This window comes from Candidatus Clostridium eludens (assembly GCF_045310515.1).
Classification (GTDB): domain Bacteria; phylum Bacillota; class Clostridia; order Clostridiales; family Clostridiaceae; genus Clostridium_B; species Clostridium_B eludens.
Genome location: NZ_JBJHZX010000006.1, coordinates 124,359 through 139,540, shown reverse-complemented (window position 1 = coordinate 139,540; position 15,182 = coordinate 124,359). Strand labels below are relative to the sequence as shown.

The window sequence follows — 15,182 nt, the reverse complement described above, 5'->3', positions numbered from 1 at the left end:
AAAACTGGCTTAAAAGGAAATTCTAAATATAACCTTTCAGCCAGTTTACCTATTATATTTTATATTTATACAATTCTTCCTTAAAAGATTCTGTTATATTTTTAAACTCATGTATATTGTTCATAAGATTCTTAATTTCATTAGTATAATTTGATACGTTAGCGCTCACTTCCTGAGAAGACGCTGAATTTTGCTGTGCGATTGCAGCCAGGGACTCCATATTTTCATATATTCCTGCTATAGCATCTGACTGACTATTTAATTCACCTATGGTTTTTATCATAGCCTCAGCTACTCTTGACGCTGAAGTGGTAGCTTCATAACTTATACTCCTCACGTCTTTTAGATTTTTACTTTCTCCTTGAAGTATATTAAATTGTGACTCTATTTTGCTTACTAATATTTTTATTTCATCTACAAATTTGACTAAATTAAAATTTATATCCTTAACTGCATTTTGAGATTGTTCTGCTAAATTTCTAATTTCTTCAGCTACTACCACAAATCCTTTGCCTTGTTCTCCTGCACGTACTGCTTCAATAGAAGCATTTAATGCTAACAAATTAGTTTGTTCTGAAATTTCCGATACTATTGAAACTATACCTGTAATATCTTGTACTTTTGATTGAAGCTCTAATCCTTTATCTTTAACCTCTTTAAAACTCTGTAATGTGTTTAATATATTTTTACTAGTGTTATCTACATTCTCATAACTATTGTTTATTTTATCTATTGACTTTTCTAATTCTAATTTATTGCTATTTTCACTTTCTACTATATCTTTTAAATGTCTAATATTATCGTTTAATACAGATACAACATCCTGAGTATTCTCTGCCTGGCTTATGGCACAGCTAGCTACCTGTTCCACTACATCTGATATTTCATTTGAAGTATTATTCATAGAATTAGATATATTATTTATTTTAGATACAAAGGTACTCATCTCATCAGTTACGCCTTTAAATCCTGTAAAGTCCGCTCTAATAGAACTTTTGTATTGCTTTAGAAGATTGTATATATCTTGAAAAAAATCATTTGTCTCTATATCCCCATCTTCAATATAGTTACCTTTATTAATTTTATCTATAGTTTCCATTATAATAGATTTAGGTCTTATAAGCATAAAGCAAGATATATATGATGCTAAAAAGACTACCAGTGAAATCACTGCAGATTTAAACCAATTATTTGGTCCAAACATTAAGATAGACCCTATTAAACAGAGTATAAAATTAACTACTCCAATTTTTAATTCTAAATTACTTATAAATCCAAAAGAAAGAAGTTTGTTAAACCTATATACCTTCCTGTAGTATATATCTTTATCAAAAGTAAATTTAAACTTTGCCGAATTATTACTTTGCTCTATTTTTTCTATTTCTAAATTCTCACCAAAAAATTTAGCACTTCCCTCTATCATCCCCATGAGATAATCAAACATACCTCTTTCTGACTTATACTCAAATATAGCAGTTTTTGAAGATATAGCCTTAAGTGATACTAGCGGCGGTTTAGCCCCCGGAAATTTTTTAGTCATAACTACGTGAACATCAAACATTGACTTTAAAAATGAATATAAGTTTTCATGTTTAAAAAAAGCTGGATAATCCTTATAAAAAGCATTTATATTATCAATACCTATTTTCTTCCATAATACTCCAACATCTTCATTATTAGCTTTTGATATATGTTCAATTACCTTTTTTACCTCATTATCACTTATATTCTCAGTAGGTAAAAATATCTTAGATGCTCCCCATCCAACTGAATTCATAGCATCATTTACAGTTTCATCACTATATAATTTTCTGCAAGTTTTCATCCATGTAGCAATAACAGTACCTTTCATCTTTTATTCCTCCTTTCACAATTTTCTTATACCATGTATTTATAAAAATTATCGTTAATTTCCAAAGCACCTTAAATTTTATATCAAAAGTTTTAACCTAAATTATTTATAGTTAGAACTTTAATTATGTACTGATCAAATTCCACCTGAGCCTAAGAATCACTTCATAATTTTATTTCTAGTCTATCAAGCTTTGCAATTATTTTTAAATCTTTAATTTCTACTGTTTCAGTTCTTATACTATTTCTACTACTTATAAGTAAAACCTTTTTGTTATCCAATTTCTTTACCTGTCTCAATTCTCTTTTACTATTATATTCTACTAGACATATGGAGTTATTTTCAATTTCTCCAGTTATATGTGCTAAGGCTAAATCCCCACTACGTATTCTAAAACCTTCCATATCTTCACTTTGTATTTCTAAATAAACTACCTTATCCTGGGCATACCCTTCTACTTTATTATTCATCAGAGGCAGCTGCTTAAAATTAACCACTTTGTTCATATCATACTTATATATGGGTATTTTTTTCAAAACTGAACCAAAAGCTTCACTCCAAACCTCTTGGACCTGAATTTTATCCTTTTTAAATGTGGGAGAAAATTTTTTATCTTTTTCTTCTTCATAGGCCTGCTCTTCAAAAGACATAGTTATATCATTCATATCTTTACCTAAAATTTTAGACAATTTATCAATCATACCCTGGTTTGCTATTTTTCTCCCAGATTCCACTTCATTAATAAATTTCTCTGAGACTCCTAATTTTTTACCAAGCACTTTTTGGGTAATTCCTAATTCTATTCTTGCAGATTTTACTTTCTCTCCTACTCTACTCATTTTTTCCTCCTGATTTAACTTTATAGATAATAATTATTAGTTTGTAATAAAATTCTGTTATAAACTTCTAAAAATTTCACTCTTTTAGAAGTTTATAACTTAACTTTATTATATACTGACTATTCATAGAATTAAATATTTTTATTTTCCCAACCTTATTTTTATTACCTTCTATATGGTATTTGATAAGCTGTCTTTTTAATTGTTCTACCGTACCTTTGCTTCCATCTATTATTGGAATATCATAGCTTAGAACTTTAGCTATACTTTTTCTGATGAAAGGATAATGGGTACATCCTAACACTACAGCTGCAATTTTATTATTTTTTAAAGGTTCTAATTTTTCCCTTAAATAATTTTCTATTTCTAATCCTTCTACTTTTCCCTCCTCGATAAGTTCTACTAAACCGCTGCAGGGTAATGGTATGATATTTGAAGTACTATATTTTTTCATGAGATTATTAAATTTACTTTCTGCTAGGGTCATAGGCGTTGCCATTATCAATATATTTCCTTCTCTATTAAATTCTACTGCAGGTTTTAAGGCTGGTTCTATACCTACTATAGGCATATATTTACTGTATGTTTTTCGCAAATCTATTATGGCAGCACTAGTTGCAGTATTGCAAGCCACTACTAACGCCTTTATATTTTTCTTTAATAAAAATTCTACAGCATTAAAGGTAAGTCTTTTAACCTCTTCTACAGTTTTTATTCCATAAGGTGCCATCTTTGAATCCCCGAAATAAACAAAATCTTCGTTTGATAAAATTTTAACAGCTTCTCTTAATACACTTATTCCACCTACTCCTGAATCAAAAAAACCAATTGGTCTATCCTCCGAATCCACTATATCACCTCACTATTTATTGAAAATATTATACACTTCATTATATATTATAGATTTAAACTACACAAATCTGAAAAAATACAAATAAATATGCTATACTCTTAGGACTTATACTTAAAACTAAATTTTATATTTTTCTAATATTGCAACTTTGAGCATAAATTTATTCAAAATGTATTGACATCTATTGATATTAATTATAAAATCATAAATATATAAAAATTAAACAATTAATAAATAATTAATATTTTACCAATTAAAATATAAATTAAATTAGCTATACACTGATAGAGTATTAAATATACTCTTCTAATTATTTATAGGAGGAAAAACTTATGTTAAAAGATTTAATCTATGTAATACCTAAGACGATGCACTCAGAGGATAGCTTGAAAGAACTCCTAACTTCCCATCCAGAAATAAAATTTGTATCTCTAGTAGGTATAGATCTTTCTGGAAATGACACTGACGAAAAAATTCCTATTAAAATTTTTCTAAAAGACATCTCTGGATTTCTAAAAGGATCAATTCAGACTGATGGTTCATCTGTGGTTCTTCCAGGCATAGCTACACTAAACAATGCAAAAGTTGACATGGTATGTGATTGTGACGTAAATTGGTATGTAGACTACAACACTAATAATGTTGATCCTGAAACGGATAAACCTGTAGGAACACTCAGAATCCCATGCTTTTTCTATCATGAACATAAAGCTGTAGATTCCAGATATACATTAAAAAATTGTATAGAACACTTCAAAACAAATATTTTAAATCTATTCAAAGAATATCCAAATTGTCTATCATCTTTTGGAATAAAATATGAGGATATAGATGATGTAGTTGCTACCTGTGCAACAGAACTAGAATTCTGGGTAAGCACTCCTAATAATCATACTGAAATTGAACAACTATCTGCATCTCAGGTACTTCAAGAACAGTACTGGACAAGAACTAAAGGTGTAGTAAGAACAGCCTTAGAACAATCACTTTTAACTATGGAGTTATATGGACTAGAACCTGAAATGGGACATAAAGAAGTAGGTGGAATAAAATCTACGGTTGATGGTCAAGGAAGATTTAGTGTACTGGAACAACTTGAAATAGATTGGAAGTATTCTACTGCAGTTCAATCTGTTGACAATGAATTACTTGCAAAGAGTATAGTTAAAGAAACTTTTAAAAATAATGGCCTAGACGTTAGTTTCCTTGCTAAACCTATAGAAGGGGTGGCTGGTAACGGAGAACATACTCACATAGGTATGGCATTAAAACTTAAAAGTGGTAAAATCATAAATCTATTTTCTTCTACTAAAAATCACTTCTTAAGTATTTTTGGCTATGCTTCAGTAATGGGAATACTTAAAAATTACGAGGTTATAAATCCTTTTGTTTCTTCTACAACTGATGCCTTAAGAAGATTAAAACCAGGATTCGAAGCACCTGTTTGTATTGTAACTTCCGTAGGACATTCTGTTGAAATACCTTCAAGAAATAGGTCTGTACTTATAGGAGTTGTAAGGGATTTAGAAAACCCTTTAGGTACAAGATTTGAACTTAGGGCTCCAAATCCTCGTACTAATACTTATCTAGCTGTAACAGGATTATATATGGCTATGTTAGACGGAATAACTTATGCTGTGACTAATAGTAAAACAGAAGACGATCTTTTAGCTGAACTATCTAAAAAACCTGAAGAAGATGCAAGTTACTTAGAAAAAGGAAGAGCTTATAGAAGCGAAGAAGACGTATTTGAAGATTTTACCGATGAAGAAAGAGCAAAATTCTTTGGTAGAGCTCCTTCAACTGTATATGAAAACCTAAGTGCCATTGATAAATATCCAGAAAAGAAAGCTGTATTAACTAAGGATGATATATTAAATGACAAATTAATAAACAGTTTTAAATTGGGCGCTATAAAAAGATGGCTAGTAGAGTTGAATCACAGAATTTTAAATGAATACATTGATGAAATAAGAGGTTATAAACTCCTCCACTCTGTAGACAAAGCTTTAGATTTAGATGTAGCTAATTGGATGAAAATAGCTGAGTTAAAATGCGATTTAATGAAAGACTCATATTCCGAGAAAAGCTTATTCTCTAGAATAAGAATTGCATCAGATGAGGAAAATTATGAAGAAATATCTAACCTTCAAATAGAAGTTGAACAAAAAATGGGAGAATTAAGAGAATTATATTCAACATATAAGAAAAATTTACTTGATATTTAATACAAAAATATAAAATAGAGTAAGCTTAGAACTTACTCTATTTTTACATTACAATTTAAAAATCTCTCAGGGGAAAATATTTTACAACTATTTCTTTTTTGCTATTTACGGGTTTCCAAAGTGCCATCCTATCTATTCTAGCCATCTTATGGGCACCTTCTATTTTAATGTTTTCAAAAACTATATTATGATTATGTTCTTTGGTATTCCATTCTCTCATTTGATAATTAGTATTTGCCAGTAAAATTTTTAAATCTATATTGCACAAATTTTCTTTAACATTAAATCTATGTAATTTTAAAATTTCATTTATTTGTCTTGCCAACCTTATTATATAGCCCTTATTTTCTACTTTCAAATTAATAGATTTATAAAGTTGATCAAAATAAATAGAACCCATTTCTACTTTAAATTTTTTATAAGGTTTTAGAACATCTGATACGACTTTGCTAAATTTTTCCAAATCAGGATTTTCTACGACTTCAAGAGCTATATGTAACATAGGTGTATTTTTATATAATCTATATTTTTTACATATATTCTTCTGTGTACGCTGGATATAAAAATAGGACTCTCTATCAAATAAAGCTACTAAATAATATTTCATTATTTTCTCAATCCCCCAGGCTTATAAATGTGCACTTTGTTTAGGTAATATTATACCATAAAATTATCATATATATGTGATTAAATATTTATATTAATTCACAGAATATAAATTATATAAAAAGACAATACTATTATTGTTTAAATATTATAAAAAGAAGAGAGGTGAAAACCCTGCTTGCTAAAGATGTAAATTTTTTATGAGCAGGTATATTATGAATAATAGTAAAAATAATAGTATAGGATGTATAGTTAATGAATGTAGATTTCACGCAAAAGATACTAATTATTGCACACTTGACAAAATAGAAGTTACAAAACATGAAGCAATGGCTAAAGATATCCAATGTACTGACTGTGGAAGTTTTAAGAAAGAGTAATTACTTCCGCAGCGCTCTTTAAAACAACACAATTACACTTAAAAAAAACCCAGCTTTTATTTTAAAAGCTGGGTTTTAAATTTACAAATAAATAATCTTAACACACTCTTCATATTTATAAATTTATTGTTAAAATAATATAGAATTATGTTATAATAAACTTTGTGTAATATGAATTAAATTTAATATTTTCTAAAACTTTATATAAATTAAATTTATGATAAGGATGGATACATAAATGAATAAATTAGTAATTAATGGCGGAAAACATCTTTCCGGTTCTATAGAAATTAACGGTGCAAAAAATGCTGCCGTAGCAATATTACCAGCTTCAATACTTGCTAGCAAAGGTATATGTTCCATTGATAACATTCCTGATATAGAAGATGTACGTTGCATAGAAAAAATTCTAAAAAGTTTAGGTTGTAAAATAAAAACGGGGAAAAATTTAATAGTAATCGACAGTACTACTATAAATAACATAGATGCTAATACTGATGATGTGAGAAAAATGCGAGCTTCTTATTATCTCATAGGCGCATTATTAGGTAGATTTAAAAAAGCAAGAGTGGAACTTCCTGGAGGCTGCCCTATAGGGGTAAGACCTATAGATCAACATATAAAAGGATTCGAAGCTTTAGGTGCCAAAGTAGAAATCAAACATGGCTGTGTATCAGTGACAGCTGAAAAATTAATTGGAACCAGTATATTCTTTGATGTGGTAAGTGTAGGTGCCACCATAAACGTAATGTTAGCTGCTACACTGGCAGAAGGTGTAACTACCCTAGAAAATGTGGCAAAAGAACCTCATGTGGTAGATGTAGCAAATTTCTTAAACAGCATGGGTGCAAATATCAAGGGTGCTGGTACTGAAATAATAAGAGTTGTAGGCGTAGAAGAATTAAAGGGCTGTTCTTACAGTGTTATACCAGATCAAATAGAAGCAGGAACATATATGATTGCATCAGCAGCTTGTGGTGGAGAAGTAATTATAGAAAATATTATACCTAAGCATTTAGAATCCATATCTGCCAAACTTATAGAAATGGGAGTTGAAATAACAGAAGATGGTGATTCTATAACTGTAAAATCAAAAGGTAGATTAAAAGGTGTAAATATCAAAACACAACCTTATCCTGGCTTCCCCACTGACGTACAACAGCCTTTAAGTGCTCTTTTAACCGTAGCAGAAGGAAGAAGCATTATAAACGAGAGCATATGGGAGAGTAGATTTAAGCATGTAGACGAACTGAAAAAAATGGGTGCCAATATTAAAGTAGAAGGCCGGATTGCTATTATAGATGGTGTAGATAAACTCAGCGGGGCTACAGTAAAAGCAACAGACTTAAGAGCCGGTGCAGCAATGGTTATAGCAGGTCTTATTGCAGATGGGACTACTGAAGTTTTGAGCATTGAACACATTGATAGAGGATATCCTAATATAGAAGATAAATTTAAAGCTTTAGGCGCTAGTATAGAAAGAGTATCTTATGTGGAATAATTGAAATTTAGGAGAGTTTATTATGATTTTTTGTCCTTTATATAGTGGAAGCAGTGGAAATAGCACCCTTTTAGCCTCAGACAATGCTAAAATTTTAGTAGATGCAGGACTTTCAGGTAAAAATATAGAAACTGCTCTTTTAAAAATTGGATTCAAACCTAATGAAATAGACGCTATATTGGTTACACATGAACATACAGATCACATTAAAGGGGTAGGAGTTTTATCTAGAAAATACAATATACCCATTTACGCAAATAGCCTGACATGGCAGCATATGTCAAAGTGTATTGGAAAAATAAAGGATCATAATATAAACGTAATTTCCAACAATTACATAAATATAAAGGATATGGATATAACAAGTTTTAATACATCACACGATGCAATAGATCCTTATGGTTACGCGATTAATTGTAATAATAAAAGAGCTTGCATAGCAACAGATTTAGGATTTATTTCACAAGACATTAAATACATATTGAAAGACTCTGATGTAATACTTTTAGAAAGCAATCATGATGTTGAGATGCTAAAATTCGGACCATATCCTTATGACTTAAAAAGAAGGATACTAAGTAAAATAGGACATTTGTCAAATGATGACTGTGGAAAAGCTATATTAAACATTATAAATAATAAATTTAAAAAAATTGTTTTAGGTCATTTAAGTAAAACAAACAATTATCCTGAATTAGCATATCAGACTGTAATCAATGCTTTAAATGAAGCTGGTGTAAAACTAAATATGGATGTAACTATATCCATGGCAAGACGTGATAGACCTAGTAATTACATAAAATTTTAATAGAAAAAGGTGAACCACATGAAAAAAATTTTTATTATATTGCTATGCTTCATAATTACACTTTTTATTTTAGTATTGACTGCCTGTGAAAAAAAAGATACCTTGAGTATAAATAATAAGGAAAAAGAAAAAAATATAGCTCTTTCAAAAGAACAGGATAATTTAATTGATTTAAATATCTATTTCAATTCTTCCAAAAATTCAGATACTGTTGAAATATCCAAAGAAAGTAGGATAATAAGGAAAGATGAGTTATTAGCTGAAACTATATTATATGAGTTAATAAAAGGTCCTTCTGTTAAAAGCAATCTGGCTCCAGTACTTCCTAAAAACACGAGAATTATAAGTGTATCCATAAAAGATAATATTGCCTATTTAAATTTAAGTGACGAAGCCAATATTAAAATGACTTCAATTAAAGAAGAGACCTGCTTGAAAAGCATAATTTTTTCTCTTACGCAAATTTCAACCATAAAAAAAATTAAATTTTCTATAAACAACAAAGATTCAAATATTTGGGGAAATAATTTTGACCTATCAAAACCTATTGGAAAGGACGATATTAAAAATGCCAAAAAAAAATAAATACTGCTGCAATGAACATGTAGATATATCTTTTGATGATTTTTTAGTGGATAATGAAACCTTTCCCTATTTAGTACGTACAGAAAACCATAAATGTACCTATTGTGATAAGGAAGCTAACTATATTTTAAAACTAAAACCTTAAAATAAAAATTTTTGAAGGGAGGAACTGCTACAAAAACACAGGTAGCAGAATGAACTATGAGTTTGTATAAAGATTGGACAGATACAGTAGTAGATTTTGTAAAAGTTAAAGGAGAAGATGCATTCTGGAAAGAATATGGCTCAATTGAAAAAAATATTTATACAAAAATATTATGTGAACATAACAATATTATAGAAGGAACTATAGAAGAGCTGGCAAAAAATTTTGAGACTACAACAATATTTTTTATGGGGTTCTTAGATGGTGTAAATACCAGTTTGGATACCCCCTTAAACTTAGAGGATCTAAAGGAAGACTCAAAAATTAATATAAATATTAACTTTGAAAAATTATACTTTAATATGTTAGATTCAAGAGCAGATTATTTGTATAAACTTCCTCAATGGAATTCTATATTTTCAGCAGAAAAGAGAAAAGACATTCGAAAAGACTGGGTTAACTCTAAAACACTAGTGAATACGAATAAAGTAGGTAGAAATGACCCTTGTCCATGTGGAAGTGGTAAAAAGTATAAACAGTGCTGTGGAAAAAACTAATAAAATAAAAACTTACACACGCCACTAATATTAAACATATTAGTGGCGTGTGCTATAATTTAAATTAATCTATGAATCATTACACTTGAAGGGAGGAACCTCATGAGAATTTTACATACTTCCGACTGGCACTTAGGTAAAAATCTAGAGAACTATAGTCGTATGGATGAACAAGAAGCTTTCCTCAAGGATTTCGTACAAATAGTTGAAGAAAATAATGTGGATTTGATAATCATTGCAGGAGATATATACGATAATGCCAATCCTCCTGCTAAAGCTGAAATTATGTTCTATGACACATTAAAAAAACTATCTTCTAATGGCAAAAGAATAACTTTAGCAATAGCAGGCAACCATGATAATCCAGATAGACTAACAGCACCAGGCCCTTTAGCTAGGGATCATGGAATCATAATGGTAGGTACACCAAAATCAATAGTACCTGAGGGCAAATATGGTAACCATAAAATTATTAATTCTGGTGAAGGTTTTATTGAAATTGAAATAAATGGGGAAAAGGCCATAATTATCACCATACCATATCCAAGTGAAAAAAGATTAAATGAAATCTTATATGATGAAATGGAGGAAGAAGATAAAAAAATAAAATCCTATAATGATAGAATAAAAACATTATTTCATCATATATCTCAAAAATATAGAGAAGATACTATTAATATTTTAGTTTCCCATCTATTTACAATGGGAAGTGAAGAATCCGGTTCCGAGAGAAACATTCAACTAGGAGGAAGTTTTATTGTAGATGGAAGCTGCTTCCCTAAAAATGCTCAATACATTGCACTAGGCCATATACATAAACCACAAATAGTACCTGGAACGAATAGAAAAGCAAGATATTCAGGCTCTCCATTACAATATAGTAAAAAAGAAGCCAACTTCAAGAAAAAATGTTTTATTGTAGATATAAAAGCAGGTGAAGAATGTAATATTGAAGAAATAGAATTTAAGCCATATAAGCCCATAGAAATTTGGAAATGTAATAGTATTGAAGAGGCCATTGAAAAGTGCGAAAAAAATAAAGAGAGAAATTGTTGGACTTATCTAGAAATAACTACCCATAGATATATAAGAGAAGATGAAATAAAAATAATGAAAAATACAAAAAAAAATATTTTACAGATTATTCCCAAGATAATTGAAACAAAGACTGAGACTATAGATATAGGCAGCTTTTCAGAAAAATCTTTTGAAGAAATTTTTAAAGAATTTTATTTAAAAGAAAGAAAAGTAGAACCACAATCAGAAATAATAGATTTACTATTATCTGTTATAAAGGAGGATGATGTAGGTCATGAAACCAATTAAACTTAAAATTAAAGGATTGAACAGTTTTATAGATACTCAGGAAATTAATTTTGAAAAATTGACTGATATAGGACTCTTCGGTATCTTCGGACCTACCGGAAGTGGAAAATCAACCATACTGGATGGCATCACTCTGGCACTATATGGTGAATTAGCAAGAAAAAGTTCAAATTTTATGAACACAAACTGTAAAAACCTAAATGTAAGTTTTGAATTTCAAATATCAGGAATAGAAATAAAAAGATATAAAGTAGAAAGGGAATTCAAAAGAGACCCTAAAACAGAAGCTGTAAAAAGCAAATCAGCTAGAATAATAGATACCACCTATGAACCTGAAAAAATATTAGAAGAAGGTTCTAGGGGGGTAACACAAAGCTGTACAGAAATATTGGGATTGGGAATAGATGATTTTACAAGAACTGTGGTATTACCTCAGGGGAAATTCAGTGAGTTTCTAAAATTAGAAGGAAAAGAAAGAAGAAATATGCTTGAGAGACTATTCAACCTCCAAAAATACGGAGATGAATTATCTTTTAAATTATCAAAAAAACTTAAACAAGAAAAGGATAAAGCAAATATTTTACAAGGTCAACTAAAAGAATATGAAGATATTAACAACTATACTCTTAATGAAAAAACAGACAATCTATCACAAATAAAAAAAGAATATGATACCTGTATAGAAGAACTAACAGATTTAGAAAATAAATTTGCAGAATACAGTGAATTGTGGAACCTCCAAGATGAACTAAAACAACAATTAATCAAACAAAAAATACTAAGAGAAAAGGAACCAGAAATATATGAAAACAAGAGAAAGCTTGTACTAGCTGAAAGCTCCTTAAAAATTAAACCTTATATTGATAATTATGAGAATACATTAAAAAACATAGAAAATATAAATAAGGATCTTTTAGATTCAATGGAAAATATGAAAAATATAAAAGAAGATAAACAAAAAATACAAAATGCATTAAATACATGTAAAGATAAAAAAGATAATGAATTGCCCTTATTAAAGATAAATGAACAAAAAGTTATAGATGCCATAAATGATAAGATTATACTAAATACATTACTAGAAGAAAAAAAACTATTAGAAAAGAATATTATAAATATAGAAAAAGATTTACAAAGTATAGAACTTGAAATACTACAAAACAAAAAACAAACGGATAAATTGATTGATAGTATTAATTCTAAAGAAAATGAAGTAGATACTTTAAGAATTTCTGAGGACTATAAGAAAAAAGTTACTGAAGGCATAATAATTTTAAAAAGTTGTGAAAGCTTAGAAAAACAAAAAAATAATTTATCCAGCGACATAAAAATTATATTATCAAATATTAAAGAAACAAAAATAAAAAGCACTATTCTATTAAAAAATCTTAAAGAAAAAGAACGCCTATTACTTAGTTATAATGAATCATTAAAAATATTAATAGAGACTTGTCCTGGAGATCAGAACACATTGCTGACCCTTCACAAAAAATTATCTTCCACAAAGGATAAATGGGATAAATATAATAAACTTACTGCGGATTTACATAAAAGTAAAAATACCATTGAAACCCTCATAAAAGACCTTCATGTTAAAGAAAAGGAAAAGACTTCTCTAGAAGAAGAAATTACTAAAATGAATAATCATGTAAAGAAAATTGAGACTGAAAACTTAGCACATATTTTGCGAGAAACATTATTAGAAGGAGAGTCGTGCCCTGTATGTGGGGCAAAAAGTCATTGTAAAGATAATATTAAAATTATAGATTATAGTAATTTAAAACAGCTGCAAGTGGATTTAACTAATAAGAACGATAAAAATAAAAATTTGACTAAAGAAATAATACAAGAACAAACCAATATAAAAGCAGAAGAAAAAAGCATAGATGAAACCCAAAGAAATCTTAATGAATTGGGAGAAGATTTTAAATCTTCTCCAGTAAATCTGCTTGAAAATGAGTTCAATACTTTAAAAAATGATATGGAAAAATTTAATTCTGAAAAAATTATTTTTGAAAAGAAAATTAGCTCTTTAACTGAAGAAAAAAATGCTTTAGATGTTGAATATAACAAAGAAAATGCTATATTAATTCAAAATGAAGAACACTCTAAAAAATCAGAAGAAAATTTCATTGTAAAAAATAAAGAATTTGAAACTGCATGTAACCAGCTATTAAAATTGAAAACTGAACTAAATATCCAAGATCTGAAGATCAAAAGGGATGAAATCATAAAAAAAGAGGAGAAAAAAGTTACTTTAGAAAATAATATAAAAACTCTAAGAATCAGCTTAAATAAAGAACAATTACAAAAAGAATCACTGAATAAAAAATTATGGAACTTAAAACAAAAGTTAAATCAAATGAAGACTATACTATTTGAAAAGAGTAAATCCATAAAAGAAAAAGAAAACAATATAAAAAATAAAGTAGGGAACGTACTGAATTTAGAAAATTTTAAAAAAGAGATATCTCATTCTATAAAAAAAATAGAGAGAGAATATATAGAAGCCGAGAATGAAAAAAATAAAATAGAAACACAGTACAATGAATGTAATACCAGCATGATCTCTTACCAAAGTAAATTATCCAATCTAAAAGAACAAAGTATCAACTACAGACAAACTCTAAACGAAATGTTATTACAAGAAGGTATACAAAATATAAATGAAGTTAAAATGAATTTTATGCCTAAATCACAAATTGATAACCTAAAAATAGAAATAGACAAGTTTGACAATTCACTAATTAAGCTAAATGTGACTATAGAAAATCTTAATAAAAAAATAAACAATAGAAGCTTGGAAGAGGAATCCTGGATTGAAATACAAAATATTAAAAAAAATAAACTTGAAAAATCAAAGGAATTAGAAAAAGCTAAAATGGCATTGGAAACAGAAATTAGCTACTTAAGTAAAAAGTTATTAGAATTAAAAAATCTTTTACATACCAAAAAAGAATTAGATTATAAATTAGGTCTTTTAGATGATTTAGAAAAATTATTCAAGGGGAAAAAATTTGTAGAATTTGTAGCCACAAACCAATTAAAATATGTATCTATTGAGGCGAGTAAAAAATTAAAAGAGATTACGGCAGGAAATTACGGTCTAGAAGTCAACGAAAACGGTAAATTTCTCATTAGGGATTATAAAAACGGCGGTGTCCAAAGAGATGCCTCTACTTTATCCGGAGGGGAAACTTTTGTAACCTCACTGGCACTGGCACTGGCACTATCTGCTCAAATACAATTAAAAGGTACATCACCTTTAGAGTTATTCTTCTTAGACGAAGGCTTTGGAAGCCTTGATGACAATTTACTAGAAATCGTTATGGATTCCTTGGAAAAAATTCATAATAAAAAATTATCCATAGGTATAATAAGTCACCTTGAATCAATAAAAAATAGAGTACCTATAAAACTTATAGTAACTGCCGCTGAATCCGGAATGGGTGGCAGCAAAGTAAGAATAGAAAGAAGTTAGCTTAAATCACATAAAAACTAG

General features: G+C 28.7%; 13 protein-coding genes. 9 read left to right on the top strand and 4 right to left on the bottom strand.

Annotated elements, in window-relative coordinates; all coding sequences use genetic code 11:
* Positions 1-52 precede the first annotated feature (52 nt).
* The 3 genes from ACJDU8_RS05990 to murI all read right to left on the bottom strand — a co-directional run bounded on the left by ACJDU8_RS05990 (position 53) and on the right by murI (position 3,541).
* Positions 53-1,852: a heme NO-binding domain-containing protein gene (locus ACJDU8_RS05990; RefSeq protein ID WP_406791241.1), complete on the bottom strand. Its 1,800-nt coding sequence runs from the start codon at positions 1,850-1,852 to the stop codon at positions 53-55.
* 164 nt (positions 1,853-2,016) lie between these two features.
* Positions 2,017-2,691 carry a helix-turn-helix domain-containing protein gene (locus ACJDU8_RS05985; protein ID WP_406791240.1) on the bottom strand — a complete coding sequence of 225 codons (675 nt, stop codon included), beginning with the start codon at positions 2,689-2,691 and terminating at the stop codon, positions 2,017-2,019.
* 76 nt (positions 2,692-2,767) lie between these two features.
* A complete protein-coding gene (murI, locus tag ACJDU8_RS05980; protein WP_406791239.1) occupies positions 2,768-3,541 on the bottom strand; it encodes a glutamate racemase in 774 nt (257 codons plus the stop codon).
* Positions 3,542-3,876: 335 nt separating this feature from the next.
* Here murI and ACJDU8_RS05975 point away from each other — a divergent pair, with 335 nt between their 5' ends.
* Positions 3,877-5,772 (top strand): type I glutamate--ammonia ligase, encoded by a 1,896-nt coding sequence (locus tag ACJDU8_RS05975; RefSeq protein WP_406791238.1) that lies wholly within the window; start codon positions 3,877-3,879, stop codon positions 5,770-5,772.
* A gap of 55 nt (positions 5,773-5,827) precedes the next feature.
* Here the strand turns inward: ACJDU8_RS05975 and ACJDU8_RS05970 are convergent, their stop codons facing one another.
* A complete protein-coding gene (locus ACJDU8_RS05970) occupies positions 5,828-6,379 on the bottom strand; it encodes a 2'-5' RNA ligase family protein (protein WP_406791237.1) in 552 nt (183 codons plus the stop codon).
* Between the two features lie 214 nt (positions 6,380-6,593).
* Here ACJDU8_RS05970 and ACJDU8_RS05965 point away from each other — a divergent pair, with 214 nt between their 5' ends.
* The 8 genes from ACJDU8_RS05965 (at position 6,594) to ACJDU8_RS05930 (ending at position 15,161) form a co-directional block, all read left to right on the top strand.
* Entirely contained in the window at positions 6,594-6,758 is a 165-nt protein-coding gene (locus ACJDU8_RS05965; protein WP_406791236.1) for a DUF1540 domain-containing protein, read from the top strand.
* Between the two features lie 238 nt (positions 6,759-6,996).
* On the top strand, positions 6,997-8,259 hold the full coding sequence (locus ACJDU8_RS05960) for a UDP-N-acetylglucosamine 1-carboxyvinyltransferase (protein WP_406791235.1): 1,263 nt from the start codon (positions 6,997-6,999) through the stop codon (positions 8,257-8,259).
* Between the two features lie 22 nt (positions 8,260-8,281).
* Positions 8,282-9,067, top strand: a complete 786-nt coding sequence (locus ACJDU8_RS05955) for an MBL fold metallo-hydrolase (protein WP_406791234.1) — start codon at positions 8,282-8,284, stop codon at positions 9,065-9,067.
* Between the two features lie 18 nt (positions 9,068-9,085).
* On the top strand, positions 9,086-9,652 hold the full coding sequence (locus tag ACJDU8_RS05950; RefSeq protein WP_406791233.1) for a GerMN domain-containing protein: 567 nt from the start codon (positions 9,086-9,088) through the stop codon (positions 9,650-9,652).
* Positions 9,636-9,797: a CxxH/CxxC protein gene (locus tag ACJDU8_RS05945; protein WP_406791232.1), complete on the top strand. Its 162-nt coding sequence runs from the start codon at positions 9,636-9,638 to the stop codon at positions 9,795-9,797. Before ACJDU8_RS05950 ends, ACJDU8_RS05945 begins: the two co-directional genes overlap by 17 nt.
* Positions 9,798-9,853: 56 nt before the next feature.
* The gene (locus ACJDU8_RS05940) at positions 9,854-10,354 is read left to right on the top strand and encodes an SEC-C metal-binding domain-containing protein (protein WP_406791231.1); all 501 of its coding nucleotides are present in this window, start codon (positions 9,854-9,856) and stop codon (positions 10,352-10,354) included.
* 102 nt (positions 10,355-10,456) lie between these two features.
* Positions 10,457-11,680 carry an exonuclease SbcCD subunit D gene (locus ACJDU8_RS05935; protein WP_406791230.1) on the top strand — a complete coding sequence of 408 codons (1,224 nt, stop codon included), beginning with the start codon at positions 10,457-10,459 and terminating at the stop codon, positions 11,678-11,680.
* Entirely contained in the window at positions 11,667-15,161 is a 3,495-nt protein-coding gene (locus ACJDU8_RS05930) for an AAA family ATPase (protein WP_406791229.1), read from the top strand. Before ACJDU8_RS05935 ends, ACJDU8_RS05930 begins: the two co-directional genes overlap by 14 nt.
* Positions 15,162-15,182 lie beyond the last annotated feature (21 nt).

Coding starts and splice junctions, on each gene's coding strand:
- ACJDU8_RS05990 (WP_406791241.1), bottom strand. CDS start 1,852: ATGAAAGGTACTGTTATTGCTACATGGATGAAAACTTGCAGAAAATTA.
- ACJDU8_RS05985 (WP_406791240.1), bottom strand. CDS start 2,691: ATGAGTAGAGTAGGAGAGAAAGTAAAATCTGCAAGAATAGAATTAGGA.
- ACJDU8_RS05975 (WP_406791238.1), top strand. CDS start 3,877: ATGTTAAAAGATTTAATCTATGTAATACCTAAGACGATGCACTCAGAG.
- ACJDU8_RS05970 (WP_406791237.1), bottom strand. CDS start 6,379: ATGAAATATTATTTAGTAGCTTTATTTGATAGAGAGTCCTATTTTTAT.
- ACJDU8_RS05965 (WP_406791236.1), top strand. CDS start 6,594: ATGAATAATAGTAAAAATAATAGTATAGGATGTATAGTTAATGAATGT.
- ACJDU8_RS05960 (WP_406791235.1), top strand. CDS start 6,997: ATGAATAAATTAGTAATTAATGGCGGAAAACATCTTTCCGGTTCTATA.
- ACJDU8_RS05955 (WP_406791234.1), top strand. CDS start 8,282: ATGATTTTTTGTCCTTTATATAGTGGAAGCAGTGGAAATAGCACCCTT.
- ACJDU8_RS05950 (WP_406791233.1), top strand. CDS start 9,086: ATGAAAAAAATTTTTATTATATTGCTATGCTTCATAATTACACTTTTT.
- ACJDU8_RS05945 (WP_406791232.1), top strand. CDS start 9,636: ATGCCAAAAAAAAATAAATACTGCTGCAATGAACATGTAGATATATCT.
- ACJDU8_RS05940 (WP_406791231.1), top strand. CDS start 9,854: ATGAGTTTGTATAAAGATTGGACAGATACAGTAGTAGATTTTGTAAAA.
- ACJDU8_RS05935 (WP_406791230.1), top strand. CDS start 10,457: ATGAGAATTTTACATACTTCCGACTGGCACTTAGGTAAAAATCTAGAG.
- ACJDU8_RS05930 (WP_406791229.1), top strand. CDS start 11,667: ATGAAACCAATTAAACTTAAAATTAAAGGATTGAACAGTTTTATAGAT.